The sequence below is a fragment of the Fulvivirga sp. genome, assembly GCF_040220315.1.
Classification (GTDB): domain Bacteria; phylum Bacteroidota; class Bacteroidia; order Cytophagales; family Cyclobacteriaceae; genus Fulvivirga.
The window spans coordinates 1-17,570 of sequence record NZ_JAVJUY010000081.1; the positions used below are offsets into that span (position 1 = coordinate 1).

Annotated in this window: 15 protein-coding genes; 13 read left to right on the top strand and 2 right to left on the bottom strand. The window is 34.2% G+C overall.

The window, feature by feature from the left end:
• The coding region (locus RLO81_RS03600; RefSeq protein WP_350107358.1) for a glycosyltransferase at positions 1-1,007 on the bottom strand (1,007 nt) is incomplete at its 3' end.
• A gap of 87 nt (positions 1,008-1,094) precedes the next feature.
• Between RLO81_RS03600 and RLO81_RS03605 the strand changes: the two genes are divergently transcribed.
• Positions 1,095-2,507 carry an oligosaccharide flippase family protein gene (locus RLO81_RS03605; protein ID WP_350107360.1) on the top strand — a complete coding sequence of 471 codons (1,413 nt, stop codon included), beginning with the start codon at positions 1,095-1,097 and terminating at the stop codon, positions 2,505-2,507.
• Here the strand turns inward: RLO81_RS03605 and RLO81_RS03610 are convergent.
• On the bottom strand, positions 2,476-3,252 hold the full coding sequence (locus RLO81_RS03610; RefSeq protein ID WP_350107363.1) for an FkbM family methyltransferase: 777 nt from the start codon (positions 3,250-3,252) through the stop codon (positions 2,476-2,478). The genes RLO81_RS03605 and RLO81_RS03610 overlap by 32 nt on opposite strands.
• A 108-nt stretch (positions 3,253-3,360) precedes the next feature.
• On the opposite strand from RLO81_RS03610, the gene RLO81_RS03615 reads away from it, so the two are divergent.
• From RLO81_RS03615 to panB, 12 genes are all read left to right on the top strand, one after another.
• Positions 3,361-4,428 carry a glycosyltransferase family protein gene (locus RLO81_RS03615; protein ID WP_350107366.1) on the top strand — a complete coding sequence of 356 codons (1,068 nt, stop codon included), beginning with the start codon at positions 3,361-3,363 and terminating at the stop codon, positions 4,426-4,428.
• 4 nt (positions 4,429-4,432) lie between these two features.
• Positions 4,433-5,575: a polysaccharide pyruvyl transferase family protein gene (locus RLO81_RS03620; protein WP_350107369.1), complete on the top strand. Its 1,143-nt coding sequence runs from the start codon at positions 4,433-4,435 to the stop codon at positions 5,573-5,575.
• A 2-nt stretch (positions 5,576-5,577) separates the two neighbouring features.
• Positions 5,578-6,465, top strand: coding sequence for a glycosyltransferase family 2 protein (locus RLO81_RS03625; protein ID WP_350107372.1), 888 nt, complete (start codon positions 5,578-5,580; stop codon positions 6,463-6,465).
• The gene (locus RLO81_RS03630) at positions 6,462-7,334 is read left to right on the top strand and encodes an FkbM family methyltransferase (RefSeq protein ID WP_350107375.1); all 873 of its coding nucleotides are present in this window, start codon (positions 6,462-6,464) and stop codon (positions 7,332-7,334) included. The genes RLO81_RS03625 and RLO81_RS03630 overlap by 4 nt, the downstream gene beginning before the upstream one ends.
• Entirely contained in the window at positions 7,334-8,218 is an 885-nt protein-coding gene (locus RLO81_RS03635) for a CgeB family protein (protein ID WP_350107378.1), read from the top strand. The genes RLO81_RS03630 and RLO81_RS03635 overlap by 1 nt, the downstream gene beginning before the upstream one ends.
• Positions 8,215-9,420: a glycosyltransferase gene (locus RLO81_RS03640; protein WP_350107381.1), complete on the top strand. Its 1,206-nt coding sequence runs from the start codon at positions 8,215-8,217 to the stop codon at positions 9,418-9,420. Before RLO81_RS03635 ends, RLO81_RS03640 begins: the two co-directional genes overlap by 4 nt.
• The gene (locus tag RLO81_RS03645; protein ID WP_350107384.1) at positions 9,417-10,523 is read left to right on the top strand and encodes a glycosyltransferase family 4 protein; all 1,107 of its coding nucleotides are present in this window, start codon (positions 9,417-9,419) and stop codon (positions 10,521-10,523) included. Before RLO81_RS03640 ends, RLO81_RS03645 begins: the two co-directional genes overlap by 4 nt.
• Positions 10,524-10,554: 31 nt before the next feature.
• Positions 10,555-14,076: a PKD domain-containing protein gene (locus tag RLO81_RS03650; RefSeq protein WP_350107387.1), complete on the top strand. Its 3,522-nt coding sequence runs from the start codon at positions 10,555-10,557 to the stop codon at positions 14,074-14,076.
• Positions 14,077-14,166: 90 nt separating this feature from the next.
• Complete coding sequence (locus RLO81_RS03655; RefSeq protein WP_350107398.1) at positions 14,167-14,640, top strand: Lrp/AsnC family transcriptional regulator; 474 nt, start codon at positions 14,167-14,169, stop codon at positions 14,638-14,640.
• A 2-nt stretch (positions 14,641-14,642) separates the two neighbouring features.
• The gene (locus RLO81_RS03660) at positions 14,643-15,149 is read left to right on the top strand and encodes a phosphoribosyltransferase family protein (RefSeq protein WP_350107389.1); all 507 of its coding nucleotides are present in this window, start codon (positions 14,643-14,645) and stop codon (positions 15,147-15,149) included.
• 60 nt (positions 15,150-15,209) lie between these two features.
• Positions 15,210-16,736 carry a PAS domain-containing sensor histidine kinase gene (locus RLO81_RS03665; RefSeq protein WP_350107392.1) on the top strand — a complete coding sequence of 509 codons (1,527 nt, stop codon included), beginning with the start codon at positions 15,210-15,212 and terminating at the stop codon, positions 16,734-16,736.
• A gap of 5 nt (positions 16,737-16,741) precedes the next feature.
• Positions 16,742-17,560, top strand: a complete 819-nt coding sequence (panB, locus tag RLO81_RS03670) for a 3-methyl-2-oxobutanoate hydroxymethyltransferase (protein ID WP_350107395.1) — start codon at positions 16,742-16,744, stop codon at positions 17,558-17,560.
• Positions 17,561-17,570 lie beyond the last annotated feature (10 nt).

Consider the following 17,570-nt stretch of genomic DNA (forward strand, 5'->3'; position numbering starts at 1 on the left):
CCTTTTACTCCCATTTTTTTTCGTTCATCTTCGTTTTCTATTAAATAGTTCAGTGCTTTAAGCCACTGATCAGTCGTTTCACACGTATATCCAGTTTCTCCATTTTTAATTAGCACGCGATTAATTCCCACTGGGGAACAAACTGCTGGAATACCTAGAGACAAATATTGTACTAGTTTAAACCCACCTTTGCCTTTTGACCACTCGTCATTTGTAAGTGGCATAATTCCAATATCCAGATCTAACATATCCTTTATTTCCGTTTCTTTTTTCCAGGATTTAAACTCAATTGTTCGTAGAGGTAAAAAAGGTTCTCTATTTGCAATTATTAGTATTTTTATATTATTCTTCTTTTCTAATTTTTGTAAAGTAGGTAGTATCAAATGAAGATACTGTAGAGTAGAGTGTGTGCCTGTCCAGCCAATGGTTACAGTTTTTGAAGGGGGTTTTGAAAATAAATCAGGGTTGTGTACGCATGTGGTGTTTACAACACTTGGTATAAGACTAACATTGTTGTTATAAAGCTTGGCAAAATCTGCTAAAAATTGATTTCCTACATTGACTTTCCAGCTCCAATGGCAAATTTTAGCCACCTTGCTTTTCCATTTAATTTTAGACTTTATTGTGCCTTTTTCTACCGGATCTTCCAACCAAATGGCATCATCAAAATCGTAAATTATTCGTTTGCGAAAAACTTTAGCAAGTATCCACTCAAAGATGGGAGGACCAATAGGAGTCAATTCCCGGTGAATAAATACAAAATGTGCACCAACAGAATGATAAAGGTGAATAAACCTTTTTAAGAAGCCAATAAAAGTTATCCACGTAAGCTGCAATACATTCATGCTGTATAATTTTTTCCAGCTTTGATGTGAAAAAAATGAAAACGATTCAAATTCTAAATTCTTTGATTCTTTTATTATAGGGTAGTATTGCTCAAAGCGAAATCTTTGAGAAGGAGCCTGATCTGTTGGATAAGGATGAAGAAAAAGAATTTTGAATTTCATCTGCTTAATTTTTTATAAAATGTTACAAGTTTAGTGTGGCTCGTTGTAAAACAAAACATTTAGATTTAGAGATTTAAATATGTTGGTTTGAAAGTTCGGGAATTTATTAGAGAAATAAATAATGGCCTTAAGAGTAAAGGATCATTTGTCAGGGGTTTATCTCAACTTACTGTTGGTTCTCTAATAGCTTACTTTATTGGCTTTTTTTTTACTCCTATAATTACTCGAATTTATTCTCCATCAGATTATGGGGCATTTGCATTCTTTAATTCTGTGTTTTCTGTCCTGTTACTTTGCTGCTCAATGGGGTATAGTGAAGCATTAATAATTGTTCAAAATCAAAGGAAATTAAATACACTCGTAAAATTTCTAGTAGTTGCAACTGTTAGCATTGGGGCATTTGTTGGCTTAATACTGTTTATTTTTTGGGATGGCTTTATAAGCTTTTTCAATGTTCAAAGCTTGGGATCCAATATCTTACTTCTGCCTATATTACTTGTTTTAGGTATGTTAAGTGTTGTAGCTGACGCGCAAAATGTCAGAGATAAATTATTCAAACAGAATGGGATATCTAAAGTCATTTCCATATCATCCTCCAAGGCCTTTGTGTCTGTTTACGGATTTGTTATTGGACCAAATCCTTTAGGACTGATTATAGGTGAAATAATTAACCGGTTATTACTATTGATCACGCTTCTTGGAAATAATACAAAAAGATTTTTTAAAGGATTAATCGAAAACTGGAAATACAATGAAATTCGTGAAGTAGTCATAAGCTATAAAAATTATCCTTTGTATGTTTTCCCAAATTCATTACTGACTCAGATAACTAGCCATATACCGATTCTATTAATAAGTAAATTCTATTCTGAAAGAGAGCTTGGATTTTACGTTTTGGCAATTAGCTTGTTAAGTATTCCAGTTCAAGTTATTGGATTTTCAATGGGCAAAGTATTTCTGCAAAAGACCAATGATCTATTTAATAATGGCAATCATACAACTAAGTTAATTAGCATTTCTATAAAGTTTTACTATTCGGTTCTTCTAATAGCCTCATTGGGTTATGGAATAGTTTTCGTCTGGGGAGAGGACATTTTTCGTATCATTGCCGGATCAGAGTGGCAGAAATCAGGGCTTATTGCCTCATTTTTTGCATTCACATTAATATTTCAGCTAGTTTCTACTGTAATGTCTCCTTTATTTAGAGTTTACAAAAAGGAACGTTTAAAGCTGGCTATAGATATTGTCAATAGTTTAATTCTTGCAAGTGCAGTATCTATTGGCCTCTTTTTTGAAATTCAATTCGATCTATTCTACAAGTTATTAGCTATTGTTTTGTGCTTCAATCATATTATACTAATTTCTTTTGTATTAAAATTAATTAAATCTAATTTGATTAAGCATATAATCGCTGGTTCTATGCTAGCTACACTTATATTAACGCTACTGTTATCTTTAAAGGAGTTCATCACACTTTTATTGCCAGGTAATTTGTTGTGAGAAATACTTCGTGATAAAGATTGTACTCTTTGATCTCCCTGATACCGTTTTTTACTATTCTATAAATCCTATAACCAGATAAAAGTGTGATAAAATCACTTAGAAATATGCCTTGATCCATGTTATTTTTCCCAAATTCAAATTGAATAAAATCAATCTGTCTTTTTGCTAACATATTAGCCGCGCCAAGTAATACGTTATATTCAAATCCCTCCACATCAAGTTTCAGGTAATTAATGTGACTGATATTCATGCTAAGGCAATAAGTGTCTATTGTAGAAATAGTCACCTCCTCTGAGTGCTTTTTCTCACTTCTACTATTAAGTGTTGCCATAACAGAGGCTTCAGAATCATAATACAAATTCAATTTCCCCGATTTATTACTTAACCCTAAATTATTGATTTGTACATTTTCCAATCCTTCAGCCTTTTTAGCTAAAATATTAAAGGCAGATAACGAAGGTTCAAAGCAATGTATCTGATTATAGTGACTAAAAGAATTTATTATGTTTTTTAAAAATTGACCTTTATTGGCACCTACATCAAATATGATTGAGTTTTTATTGAATACCTTACTGGCAAATTTTAGTACCCACAATTCACCACTTGTTTCGACTGAATGATTTTGACCGTAATTCATCCCACGAAGACTAAACCGATACATACTCTCAAATAAAGGCTGGAGCTTAATCTTACCTATAAGATACCTTCTTTCTACTAGGTCATATATTTTTTTTATTTTCATAGTTAAATCGGCTATGTTCGCAATTATGTCATGATAAATTCAGTTAAACTATCTCAACGAATAAGGTTTGTTAAGAATTTACTTGATTTTTATTTACATTATTTTCTGTTGCGTTTAAATCCTGGAAAAAAAGTAAAGATAGATAATATCTCAAGAGAGGTTGTATTTGATTTATCAGATAGATTAGTTAGTCGATCTTATGTTTATCTTCTGTTTGTATTTCATCATGAGGGATATCAGATTTATCTTAAAAATAATCTTCACTTTATAGGTAATCTGATTTCATATTCAAGGGCCATAGCCGGGCTTAGTCGATTGAAATTGTATAAAAAGAAAGAAATTAATGGAAGATTTCTAATAACTGATAATCCTACTGATTTAAACAAAAAGGAAAATAAAATTATTTTAAGTGTAAAGATGTTTGAAAAAGGGAAACTGAGGCATAGAGGTTCGGTAATACCATTTATGATGATCCCGAGACTATATTTTTCTGGGATGTTTAAGACTGTAAGTAGTTTGCGAAGTACAAAAAGATCAATGAGAATATTTTTTTCAGGAAATTCCAATAGATCACTATACAATAATCAGAACTTCAATAAATTGTTTGGGAAACTTACCAGAATTGAAATATTAGACACAATAAAACAAAATCTTCGTGATTCTCAATTGGTTTGCTTAAATGATTTAAGTCGGATTAAGCAAAACGGATTCGAGGACAAATTTATACTTTCAGAATGGGTTAGGAAAAAACAAAATGAAAAGAACCTTAGAGGGAGAACAAGCGATGCAGACTGGCTAAAAACATTATCTCACGCTAGTTTTTTTTTGTGCTGCCCAGGTATCACACAGCCCATGTGTCATAATTTAGTTGAAGCCATGTCAGTGGGTACAATACCAATCTTAGAACATTCTGAATTTTTAAATCCTTCATTAACATCAGGTGTTAATTGTATTACCTTCTCAGGTAAAAATGATTTAATTAAAAAAATAAATCAAGTTCTAACAATGGAGGAATCACAGATTGCAAAACTCAGATATGGTGTTCTTTGCTATTACGACACATATTTAACACCGAAATCCATCGTAAAATACTTAGAATCTAAGAAAGAGACAGGTGATATAGTATATGTAATTGAAAGTAGTTATTTCGCCAATCTATTGAATCAATACAGCTAAGCCTATGAAAATTTTGCTGAAAGGGTATTATGGTTTTGGAAATTTAGGGGACGATGTACTTATGTTAATTACATACCACCTTATCACAAGAATATATCCATCAGCTGAAATTTTCGTTTTTTCAAATTATACGCCCAACTTAGCCGACTATGACCAAAAGCCTAGGTACAACAAATACATTTTCAAAATACTACGTACCGAAGTTCAGCTTGTAGATTGGACGCATAAAGGGCACTATGATTTAATTGTTTATGGGGGTGGAGGTATATATTTTGATCATGAGAAAGGGTCAGTTTTAAGAAGAATACTAAATCGTATAATAAAAGTATTAGGGTCCAGCAAAATATATAGAGTTGACGGATGGCTCCGAAGGATTCTAAATAAACCAAACAGGATTACAGCTGCAAAGAAAATAGCCATTGGAGTAGGCTTGGCTGAATATACCCCTGGGTCTAAACTATTATATGAGCACATGGCTGATATAGGCTCAATTTCAAAATTTTTCGTAAGAGATGATATCAGTGTAACAAAGTTGAATGAACTTAAATATAACAATGATATTGTCAGGTTAACTGATCTTGCGTTTTTAACCTCATTTTGGTCAAGTGATATTAAGATTGAAAAAAAGTCAAAATCAATTGGAATTGTGTTGCTTGATTGGGATCAGCATGATCAAGAACGATTCATGGGAATCGCTCAAGTTTCAAATCAATTAACAGATTCTGGTTTTAAGATCACATTTTACTCCTTTGATGAAAATCATGATAAATCCCTCATCCAATATTTTTCCAATAAACCATTAAAAGTATGGAGACCGAATCAATCAAGCTTAAATGATTATTTAGAGCATTTCTCGACTAACGAAATACTGATCACTTCCAGAGCGCATGGCGCCATTTTGGGTGCCGTGTTAGGAGTCATTCCGATTTGTATTAATATATCAATTAAACTTGAGCAGGTTTCCTTGATGTTTCCTACTTCAGGGAAGCTTATTGAAGATTTTGCTGCTGCTGATCAATTTATTCAAGTAATAAATGAAATCCATTCTAACCTTAATACCTATCAAATGCGTTTAAAATCTGATGTAGCCACATCACAAGAAAAAATTCAACATTTAGAGTCAAGCCTTAAAAGCGAATTTTACTAGATATGCCTGTATTTAGTGTAATAATACCCACATTTAATAGAGGTAAATACATAAGTAGAGCCATTGACTCCGTATTAAATCAAACATTCCAAGATTTTGAATTAATAATTATTAATGATGGGAGTACAGATGATTCTGATGCTATCATTAATTCTTATAACGATAGTAGAATCCGGTATATATCCAAAAATAATGAGGAAAGAAATATAGCTAGAAATACCGGGATTAAAGTTAGTTCGGGTAAATGGATTTGTTTTTTAGACTCCGATGATTATTACTATCTAAACCATTTAGAAAAGGCTAACGACTTTATTAAAACCAACAAAGTTAAACACTGGTTTCACCTTAATTCAGAGGTTAGAAATGAACGCGACCAACTTATCGAAATTCGTAAGTCAGTACCTAATCCAGCAAAATCTTTAATCAGGGAGAATTTTCTTCTAATTAATTCACTTGTGTTTAATAGAACAATACTTGAAAAAATTCATTTTCTAAATAGTGAGAATGCTGTCATTGGAGAAGATCACTACTTATGGTTAAGATTAGTAGTGAGATTTAAACTACACCATTGTGATGAGACTACGTCAGTTACTGTAGAGCATTCTAATCGAAGCTTAAAAAGTCAAGATTTTGACAAATTGAAGATTGGAACCACTGAAATTATTGAATCACTTCAAAATGATCATGTTTTCATGAATTGCTATGGATCGAGAGCCAGCTGGTTTTTTGCATTCATTTTGTCTTATTTATCACTAGTTGCTAATGAACGTGAAGACAATAGCAATTCATGGCATTATTTAAAAAAATCCTTTCAGCTAAATCCTAAAATATTTTGGTCAAAGAGATTTTTAGCCGGATTAAAGAATCTGTTGATTAACCTTGTAAGATGATGATTGAATTCAAGGCAGAATTAAAGAGACTTTTAGCATTTGAAGGGATAAATTATTTCATTAGAAATCTACTGAAGATTTTGAGATTCCCGATTGCTCTTAGAAAGAGGATAAGAATAAACGGCCGTGTTGGCCTATGTTTTAATGGTATTAACTTTACTATGTATGCTAAACAAGATGATATAATTGTTGATCAATTTTATAACAACCAATGGGATGAAGTAAATTGTTTAAAGCATTTTCTTCTTTATGCAAAGAAAAGTAATGTTATTCTAGACATTGGTGCAAATACAGGGCTTTATTCTATACTCTCATCTTTAGTTAATAGTAAAGCTAAAATTCATTCTTTCGAACCATATGAGGCAAATGCAAATCGTTTAAAATTAAATCTTCAGTTAAATAAGTTAAATAATGTTCAAGTACATAATTATGGTGTTTCTGATGCGAACACAAGTTTAAATTTATTCATTCCAGAAGGAGAGCAACGTATTTCACAAGTGAGCTCTTTCAATGAAGAATTTACCAAATCTCATAAGCAAAATGATATTTTTATTTACAATAAAAAACTTGTTCAAATAAAGACGATTGACTCTCTCAAATTGGAATCAGTTGATTTGATCAAAATTGATGTAGAGTCGCATGAAGTGGCCGTCTTAAAAGGGGCAATGGATACAATTAAGAGATTTAGGCCAGTATTATTGGTAGAAATATTCCCTAATCCACAAAATTGTACTTTCTTCAAAAATTTTTTGACAAATTACGATTACAAATTATATAGTAGTGAAGATTTTAAAATCAAGAAGGTAAGTCAAATTTCCTCAGCGTATAGCAACTACTTCCTATTACCCTCAGAGAAAATAGTCAAATAATGGTGATACAAAATGTATTCAGTAATGTTGAGTTAAACAAATTATTGAATTATTCAGAAGTAGGCTATTTAAAAGAAATAATTCACGAACTATCACTACTGCCAACTTTTGACGAATTCCTTTGGTATATTTATTTTAAGAGAACATCTGAATCAGATATTCACTTGCCATCTAAATTTGTAAACAAGAACACCATTCTATTTATTGTAGGTGATGAAAGTGACTATATTCCTCTCAATTATTTAATGATGGTAAGAGCTACTTTTAAAACATATCTTGCTAAAGAAGATTATGAAAAGCAGCTTTTTTATCTTCCGGTTGGACCAAACCCCAACATTGCCGAATATAAAGTATGTCCGATTGATGGAAGAAAATGGAATGTTTTTTTTTCTGGAAATTTACACAAAGGACGAAAAAAACTATATCAATATTTTACAGGCGCTTATTTAATTCCGTTTTCAATACTGCATAGGTTGCGATTTTTATTTGGAAGTAATTTCAGTAATAAATTTAAGCCTTCATATATTATGTTTACAAACTCCTTTCAATCAGGGCTTAGCTTTGATGATTACTCTAAATATTTGTACGATTCTAAAATAGTGTTGTGCCCCCCTGGTAATCCTGGTACTGAGACAATGAGGCACTTTGAGGCACTTCGAGCAGGGTGTGTGGTTATTAGTGAAGAATTACCAAGGATAAAATTTTTTGAAAATAGCCCGATAATAATAGTACAGAATTGGAAGTCATTAAATGAAATCGTCATGAATATAGCTTCTGATAGTGGTAGATTGAAAGAGCGTATGAGGATGACCTTACAATGGTGGGAGAATTATGGTGCTGCCCCTGCAGTGGCAAAAAGTATTATGCAAAAAATTACTAAGTGAAAAGAGTCTTACAAATTACTACTGATTTTGGTCAGGGGGGAGCTGAGCGGGTTTTTAATCAATTAAGTATGGACCTTTCTACTAATTTTGAGTTGTATGACTGTGTTTTCAATCAAAATAGAAGCAATGTTTATGGGAAGCATAATAAACTACTTGATTTAAATGTTCCATCATCAAGAGCTTTTCCGGCTAAAGTATATAATTTTCTTTTAAGGGTAATAAGATTATCTAAACTCAAGAAAAAGTACCAGATAGAAGTGTCACTAAGTCATCTTGAGGGAGCAGATTATGTCAATATTCTAAGTAAATCTAAGGATAAGGTAATTTTATGTATACACGGGTCGAAATTATATGATCAGGAAATTAAAGGTATAATTGGCTGGATCCGGTTAAAATTCTTATTGCCACTGCTTTATAATAGAGCAGACCATATTGTTACTGTTGCAAAAGAAATTAAGACAGAATTAACAGGCATTTTAAAAATTAATGAGAGTAAAATAAGTGTAATAAATAATTCTTTTGATATTCAAGGTATTCAAAGTAAATCATCAGAACCTTTGATCAGTGAAGAATATGAATTCTTATCATCACATGAAGTATTAATAACTTCTGGAAGGCTGGAAAAACAAAAAAACCATAAATTTCTTGTAGAATTATTTGCTGAAATTTTAGTTAAAAGAAAATCGATTAAACTCCTGATCCTTGGTGAAGGATCATTAAAGAACGAATTAATTATGCAAGCCGACAGCCTTGGTTTGAAGATAGGTTTCGAGATTCTAGATAGAAATGCAGATATATACTTTTTAGGTTATCAAAGCAACCCATTTAAATATATTAAACTTGCAAAATTGTTTATGCTCACCTCATTGTGGGAAGGGTTTCCTCTAGCTTTATGTGAGGCGCTCATTATTGGCACACCCGTGCTGGCTTTTGACTGTCCAACAGGACCGAGAGAAATTTTAACTCGAGATTCTAATTCTATTATTGAAAATGACAAGCCGCAATTGCAATCAGCGGGTGTGCTTTTTCCGATCCATGATGATGTTAAAACAAGTATTGAACAATGGTTAAATATTACAAATGAGTTACTTAACAATCGAGTAAAACTAAAGCAAATGTCCATACAAGCTATAAATGTTGGAAAAAGCTATGACAAAAGAAATATAATAAATGATTGGATAGATTTAATTGAGTCAATTTGAATAGCAAAGTAGGAATATTAGTTGTTGATAATTCTTTAGGTTTAACAGGGGCATTTAAGTCAATTATTGCATTTCATAAGAATATGAAATCTAAATATCATTTCATATATGCATTAAATTCTCCTGATTTAGGAGCTGAACTAGAAAAAGCGGGAATAGAATTCATCAAAATCCGTTTTGTAGAGCTCAATAAAAGCTGGAGCGTTTTATTTTATTTCCCAATGCTTTTTGCTAATACAATCATCTTACTAAAGCTTATTAAACGAAAAAAAATACGAGTAGTACATATTAATGATATGTATAATCTACTTGGAGTTATGGTAAAATTATTTTCTCCAAATATTAAGGTCGTTTATCATGTAAGACTCTTACCTGATTCTTATTTAAAGCCGATATACAGCTATGTGGTCAATATAATAAGCAGGTATGCAGATATATTAATTCCGGTGTCAAAAGCAGTACTAAAAAACTTACCTATGTCTAATAAAAACCGCTTGATTTACGATGCGTCAGACATGCAGCCAATTAATAAGAAGGATACAGAAGTCTTTACATTTTTATATGTAGGCAACTTTGTGAGAGGTAAAGGGCAAGATTTTGCAATTAGAGCCTTTGCCAAATCTTTAAATGAAATTAGTAATGCTCATCTTACGTTTATTGGAGGGACTTTTAAAAATTCTGCCAATAATTTGTTCTTTCAAGAGGTTCAGAAATTGGTTAAAGATCATCAATTACAGCAACATGTCAGTTTTTTACCTTCTAATATATCTATAGGTGAAGTATACCCTACAGGTAATGTAGTATTGAATTTCTCGCAATCAGAATCCTTTTCGATGGTCTGTTTGGAAAGTCAATTAAGTGGAATACCTGTAATTTCAACCAGATGTGGCGGACCAGAAGAAATAATAAAACATGGAGAAACGGGGTTACTTGTAGATAAAAATGATATTAATCATATGTCGGAGGCAATGATTAAATTATTTAAAAATAGAGAATATACTTTAGCACTTGGAAGAAATGCAAAAGTAATGGCAAGTGAAAAATTCCGATTGGAAGACTCAATAGATAAATTGGAGAATGTATATGAAGAGCTTATCAATTAGGCATAGCGTTTTCCTAGCTATAGTTTTTATTTTGGCCTCAACACGCATAATTAAGGGTCAATGCGCATTAGCAGATTTTGATGTTCAGGCAACTGTATGTCTTGAACAAGTATTAGAGTTGGAGAATTTAAGTACTGGAACTTTTGATAGCCTAATATGGGACTTTTGTAGTGGCGATTTAGATAATTCAATTACAATTAACTCAGGCATAACAAATACCTCTTTTGGCCGTGCAAGGTCGGTGCAAATAATAAAGGACAACGAAACAATTTATGCCTTTGCCATCAATGCCAGTACTAATAATTTAATTCGATTAGACTTTGACAATGGTATAAATGAAACACCTGTTGTCACAAATTTAGGATCATTAAATAATTCACTTAATTCGGCTTTCGGATTTGAGTTATTAAAATCCAATGGTGTTTGGTATATGTTTGTGACCAACTCTGGTGGGAAAAATATTCTCAGACTAACATTTGCCAATGGAATAGAAGAAAGCCCTGCAGTAGATGTATTAAATATTCCGATAGTATTTAATATTGAAGGTCCCAATTCAATTAGAATAGTAGAAGATGCAGGCAATTTTTATGGGTTTGTAACAGCCGGTACATCAGTGGCAGGCTCTAAACTCGTCAGACTTAATTTCGGTGTTAATTTAACTAATAGTAATCCGATTGTTAATGAAGTTACTTCTAGTTTAGGAACCCAGCCAAGAGGAATTGATTTAGTCAAGCAATGTGAGAATTGGTATGGATTTGTAGTTTCACTCACAAGTGCTCAATTGTACCAACTGGATTTTGGTACTAGTTTGGATAATAACCCAGTTATTACAGAACTAAATACGGGATCCTCCCTTAGACAACCAACAACGATAAAAATTAGAACAGATGGTAATGGATATTTTGGTTTTATCCAAAGTGCTCGGGTGGATGCCCCAAATGCAGCTCTTCAACGTATCAATTTCGGACCCGACCTTGGGAATACCTCCATTTCAATTGAGAAATTGATATTTACTGAACTAATTGGAGGAGGATATGCGCTAGATGTATTCAATAATAATTCAGTATGGACTGGCATCACATTTAATTTATCAAACAGTCAATTGTTGTCTTATGAATTTCAAGATGATTGCTCATTCAATATGCTTCAAAATATTTCTCAATTACCCAATGTTGTATACAATGTTGGTGGTGAATTTGAAATAACGTTAGGAGTTAGAGATATAAATGGTAGTATATCTTATTCAAATAAATCAATAATTGTTACCTCAAACACCGCCCCTTCCATCTCCTTCACAAACCAAACCATCTGCCAATCTTCCCCCATCCAATTCAATTCACAATCTGATGGCACTGGCTTAACCTTCACCTGGGACTTTGGGGATACAGGAAGTTCTATGGGTGCCAACCCCACGCATAGCTATGCCTCTGCCGGAGAATATGAAGTAACTTTAAGTATTGAAGATGGAACGTGCGGTAATTTTACCAAACAAACCATAACAGTTTACCCAGAACCAGCCCCGGATTTCACCATCCCTGGTGGCAATATCTGCACCAACCAAAACTATTTATTTACAAACGATACACCTGGAGATTTTGATGGATTGATCTCTTTTTCGTGGGAACTGGATGGTAGTGAAATTTCTACCGAAACGGATTTAGAGTATACCTTTGAATCAGGTGGTACCAAAGAGCTAAAGCTCATTGCCAGCATTCCGGGTTGTGATGTGGAAATTGCTAAAAATGTTACTGATATTAAAGAAGGAACACTTCCCTTGTTCGTCTTTAATGATGCGTGTGAAGGCGAGCCTGTTCAATTTACCAACCAGTCAGTAGGAACCATAACGGATTATAATTGGGATTTTGGAAATGGCTTTGCATCAACACTTGAAAATCCGGAGCTTGAGTTTTCAGAGTCAGGAACATTCGAAGTAACGCTCGAACTTACTAATTCTGATGGCTGTATCACTTCTGACCAAAAAATGATCACTATCCACCCGTTGCCCGATGTAGCATTTGAGGCAGATCTGGCCTGCGAGAACCTGACAACACAATTTAATGACCTTTCAACAGTAACACTTGACAACTTAAATAGCTGGAGCTGGGATTTTGGTGATGGCTCTGATCCCAGTAATTCACAGAATGCTACACATGTTTTCGAACAGGATGGTAACTATAATGTAAAACTGATCGTGGGTACCTCATTTGGTTGCCTCGATAGTTTAACACAGACGGTTACAGTTTTGGCTGCGCCAGAAGCAGAATTTTCTGTCGATAAGCTGTGCGAAGATGTAGTCATTAATTTTTCTGACGAATCCGTTCCATTAGCAAACGAAACCATCACAGATTGGACATGGAATATTGGCGGTGTTTTCCGTGGAGATCAAAATCCATCATTTACATTTGTGGAGCCAATAGATTATCCTGTTTCTCTGACAGTCACCTCAGAAAATCTATGTACATCAACCATTGAAAAGGTTGTAAGTATACCACCTGCACCTACAGCTTCATTTGAGGTTGATGATAATTGTACCAATGAATTAACTCGTTTAACAGACATCACTGAGATTTCCGGAGATGAGATTATCAGCTGGGATTGGATGTATGATGGACAGCAATTAGGCACAGAGCCATCCATCGGGAATTTATTTAGTACATCAGGATCTTATTTAGTGAGTATGAATTTACTAACCGCCAATGGTTGTGAGTATGAGGTGAGTCAAAATATTGAAGTGAATGAGGCGCCACAAGCTTCCTTTAATCCATCAACAACATTTGGTGCCCCTGAGTTGGATGTTGATTTTGAAAACGCGTCCATAGGAGCAGTGGCCTATCAATGGGACTTTAATGATGGGAATACTTCTGATGCTGTTAATCCAAATAACAAATTCATTAGCATTGGCGAGTATGATGTCCAGTTGATAGCAATCAGCGAACAAGAATGTAGAGATACGGTATCACAAAGAATTAGTGTATTAGAACCAATGTTGGACCTTGAGATTCAGAACTTGATATTGGTAGAACGATCTAACGGAGATGCGATATCTTTAACAATATCAAATAGCGGCAGTATTCGACATGATAGTTTACTGGTTACCATCGATCTGGGTGGTGAAGCTAGCTTTCAACAAATAATAAGAACAAGTCTACCACCTCAAGAAACTATAACAAGGCTGTTGGACTTGGGTCTGTCAAATACTCGACTGGAATATTTATGCGCCACAGTAGAAAGTTTTTATACCATTGAAGAGGAAAATGCAGCCAATAATAATTCCTGCATCACCTATAACAGTGCCAGCTTAGTTACTAGTTTGCCATATCCTAATCCATCTGAGGGCATTGTTTTCATCGATTTAATTACTACTAAAGAGGCCATGGTTCAAATTCAAATAATTAACAACCAGGGACATCTAGTCTCGGCATTTACAGATACTAAACCGAAAGGCAATAACAGCCTTACCCTCGATATGTCAGAACTGTCAGGGGGAGCTTACCTGGTTCGGTTGAAAATTCTGGGTACAGAAAAATTATTTAGAGTGATGATCAGCAATTAGCATTCTGGTAATAATCTAATAATACATCTGTTAAGCTACTTTCTTTTTAATTTTTATCTTTGCGCCAAATAAAATTTGGTCAAACTCATAATGAAGAATAAGATAAAACTAGACAAGATCGATCGAAAGATTCTTGAAATCCTGCAGTCGAACGCTAAAATTACCAATGCCAATCTGGCGACAAAAATTGGCCTTTCGCCAGCCCCAACGCTAGAGCGCGTAAAAAAACTGGAGAATTCTGGTATCATTAAAAGTTATCATGCGAAGCTAGATACGGATATTGTGGGATTAGGCGTTAGTACTTTTGTTATGGTATCACTTAAAGGTCATAATAAGGATAATATTGATAAATTTATCGAGAGTATCGAAAGTATTGAAGAAATTATCGAGTGTCACCATATTACTGGTTCAGGAGATTTCATTTTAAAGATAATTGCCGCAGATATATCAGCTTATCAGCGTTTGATGCTCGAGAAAGTTAGTAACATAGATGTTGTAGATAATATGCAGTCAATGGTTATTTTATCAACGTTTAAAGACAGTAAAATAATGCCACTTCCTTAATTATGGTAGAAAGTAAATCCCTCATATTAGATAATAAACAGGTCAATCAGAAAATAAAACGAATGGCCTTCCAAATTTTCGAGAATAATTTTGATGAAAAGGAGGTTGTGCTAGCAGGAATTAAGAATCAGGGTTACATACTGGCACAATTGTTACAGGAACAATTAAACGAAATAGCTACATTTAAAACACGCTTGGTAGGCGTTTCACTAGATAAAGAAGCACCAACACAGAGTAATATTTCACTTGATTGTGACGAAAAAGAAGTGAAAAACAAGACAATTATCTTAATTGATGATGTTTCTAACACAGGAAGGACCATGGCCTACAGCTTAAAGCCATTTTTAAATATCAAAGTTAAAAAACTGGAAACGTCTGTTTTAGTGAATAGAAGCCATACTCAGTTCCCTATTTCTATCAAATACAGTGGTTTTGAGCTTGCCACCACCATAAAAGAGCACGTAGAAGTCTTTTTAGGCAAAGTAGATAAATGCGTGTACCTTCTGTAATAAGATTCAATTGAAATACTGTTATGGTACCCTTATCTTTCGCATTCAATTCTTATATGTATGTCCATTTCAGAAAAACTAGTGGTATCTAAGTTGGAAAGAGATAGCGAAATAAAAGAACTTAGAAAGAAGCTAGCCGAATTACAAAAGAGGCTGGACATCTACGAGACGGCTGCTGATGGCGCCAATGATGGTTTGTGGGACTGGGATTTTACCAGTAACAAGCCCTTTGTTTCCACCCCTTGGAAAACCATGGTAGGCCTTGATCCTAACTATGATGTAACCCAGATGGAAGGTTTGTGGGAGTCATTATTACATCCTGATGATTTTGAACGCTGTACGAAGTATTATAATGATTTTGTAAAAAGCAGCAATACCAATTACAGGCAAGAATTTAGGCTACGCCATAAGAATGGTTCCTACCGTTGGATATTGTCTAAAGCCACTGCCATTCGTGATTCAAACGGTAAATTGCTCAGGTTATCAGGTTCTCATACGGATATAACCGATCGAAAAAGAGCCGATGATGCAGTCATTGAAAGTGAGAAAAAGTACAAATCACTTTTCGAAAACTCTTTAGTGGGTATGTTCAGATCTGATTTTAAATCAGGTGCAATTCTTGAGAGTAATCAAAAATTCTGGGATATTCTTGGCTCTCCAAAACTAGAGAATGCCAATACGCATAGGTTCTATAAATCTCCCAAGGATCGTGAATTTGTAATTAACCTTGTGAAGCAGAAAGAGCGAACTGAGAATGTTGAACTGGAAATCAAAAAATATAATGGCGATCTTATCTGGGTGTTATTTAGCATACAACATTACCCAGAAGATGGTATTCTTGAAACTGTACTAATTGATATTACAGATTCAAAGAACAACTTGCTTGAATTACAAAAAGTGAATTTTGAGCTTGACAGTTTCGTTTATCACGCATCGCATGATTTAAGGTCACCACTCAGGTCCGTTTTAGGGCTAATTGATCTTTACCGCTTAGAAGACTCCGTTCAGGTAAAAGAACAGTGCATTGAACGAATTGAAGGTAGTATAAAGCGTTTGGATGACCTTGTTCAGGAGCTACTCAGCATTTCCAGAAATGATCGTGTAAATGATTCGCATTCGGAGCTTAACTTGATGGTGGAAATAAATAATAGTATTGCCAGCTACTTCAATGCCACGGATACTACTGACCTTTCTATTAAAACAAAGGTATTTCATGATCGGAAATTAATGACAGATGCTACTCGTCTGAGAATTATTTTGAATAACATAATTTCCAATGCAATAAAATACCGTAGCTTCTCCAAAGATGGGCCATTTATTAAAATAGAGGCGCAAGTAAATGAAAAAGAGGCAGTTATCACTATTGAAGATAATGGTGATGGCATTGAAGAGTCTAAACTTCCTCATATATTTGATATGTTTTACAGGGCTACAGAAAAGAGCACAGGCTCTGGATTGGGTCTTTATATTGTTAAAAAAGTGGCTGATAAACTAGGCGCTACTATTGAAGTTGATAGTGTAGAACTGGAAGGCACCACATTTAAAATTGTGGTGCCTAATACCTATTATTCTGATAAAGAAAACTAAGAATCATGTCTGTACACAAGAAGGATATTAAAAAAGTAACTACCCATCAACTTCAGGAAATGAAGAACAGAGGTGAGAAAATTGCTATGCTAACGGCATACGACTATAGCATGGCACAAATCCTTGATGCTGCTGGCATAGATGTGCTTTTGGTTGGTGATAGCGCTTCGAATGTAATGGCAGGTAATGAAACTACTTTGCCCATAACGCTGGATCAGATGATCTATCATGCTACCTCTGTGGTAAAGGCAGTTCAACGGGCCTTTGTGATAGTAGATATTCCTTTTGGTTCATATCAAGGCAATTCTTCTGAGGCATTACGCTCAGCAATTCGAATAATGAAAGAATCGGGAGCCCATGCTGTGAAAATGGAGGGCGGCAGTGAAATTAAAGAATCCGTTATTCGAATACTTAGTGCCGGTGTTCCGGTTATGGGGCATTTAGGACTAACACCGCAATCTATTTTTAAATTTGGCACCTATACCGTAAGAGCCAAAGAAGAGGAAGAAGCAGCCAAGCTCATTGAAGATGCCAAATTGCTGGAAGAATGTGGTTGCTTCTCCGTTGTTTTGGAGAAGATACCTGCTCATTTGGCTAAGAAAGTGGCAGAAACTGTAAATATTCCAATTATTGGTATTGGTGCTGGCCCGGATGTAGACGGCCAGGTACTGGTTATGCAGGACATGCTCGGCATCACAAAAGAATTCAAACCACGTTTCCTCAGAAGATATGCTGATTTATACACAACTATATCTGATGCTGTGAGCCACTATATCGAAGACGTGAAGGCGAAGGATTTCCCTAACGAAGAGGAGAAATATTAATTTTTATAAA

Excerpts from the sequence above, each read along its gene's own strand:
- RLO81_RS03660 (WP_350107389.1), top strand. The coding sequence starts at position 14,643 with ATGGTAGAAAGTAAATCCCTCATATTAGATAATAAACAGGTCAATCAG.
- RLO81_RS03610 (WP_350107363.1), bottom strand. The coding sequence starts at position 3,252 with ATGAAAATAAAAAAAATATATGACCTAGTAGAAAGAAGGTATCTTATA.
- panB (WP_350107395.1), top strand. The coding sequence starts at position 16,742 with ATGTCTGTACACAAGAAGGATATTAAAAAAGTAACTACCCATCAACTT.
- RLO81_RS03625 (WP_350107372.1), top strand. The coding sequence starts at position 5,578 with ATGCCTGTATTTAGTGTAATAATACCCACATTTAATAGAGGTAAATAC.
- RLO81_RS03620 (WP_350107369.1), top strand. The coding sequence starts at position 4,433 with ATGAAAATTTTGCTGAAAGGGTATTATGGTTTTGGAAATTTAGGGGAC.
- RLO81_RS03655 (WP_350107398.1), top strand. The coding sequence starts at position 14,167 with ATGAAGAATAAGATAAAACTAGACAAGATCGATCGAAAGATTCTTGAA.
- RLO81_RS03630 (WP_350107375.1), top strand. The coding sequence starts at position 6,462 with ATGATGATTGAATTCAAGGCAGAATTAAAGAGACTTTTAGCATTTGAA.
- RLO81_RS03635 (WP_350107378.1), top strand. The coding sequence starts at position 7,334 with ATGGTGATACAAAATGTATTCAGTAATGTTGAGTTAAACAAATTATTG.
- RLO81_RS03665 (WP_350107392.1), top strand. The coding sequence starts at position 15,210 with ATGTCCATTTCAGAAAAACTAGTGGTATCTAAGTTGGAAAGAGATAGC.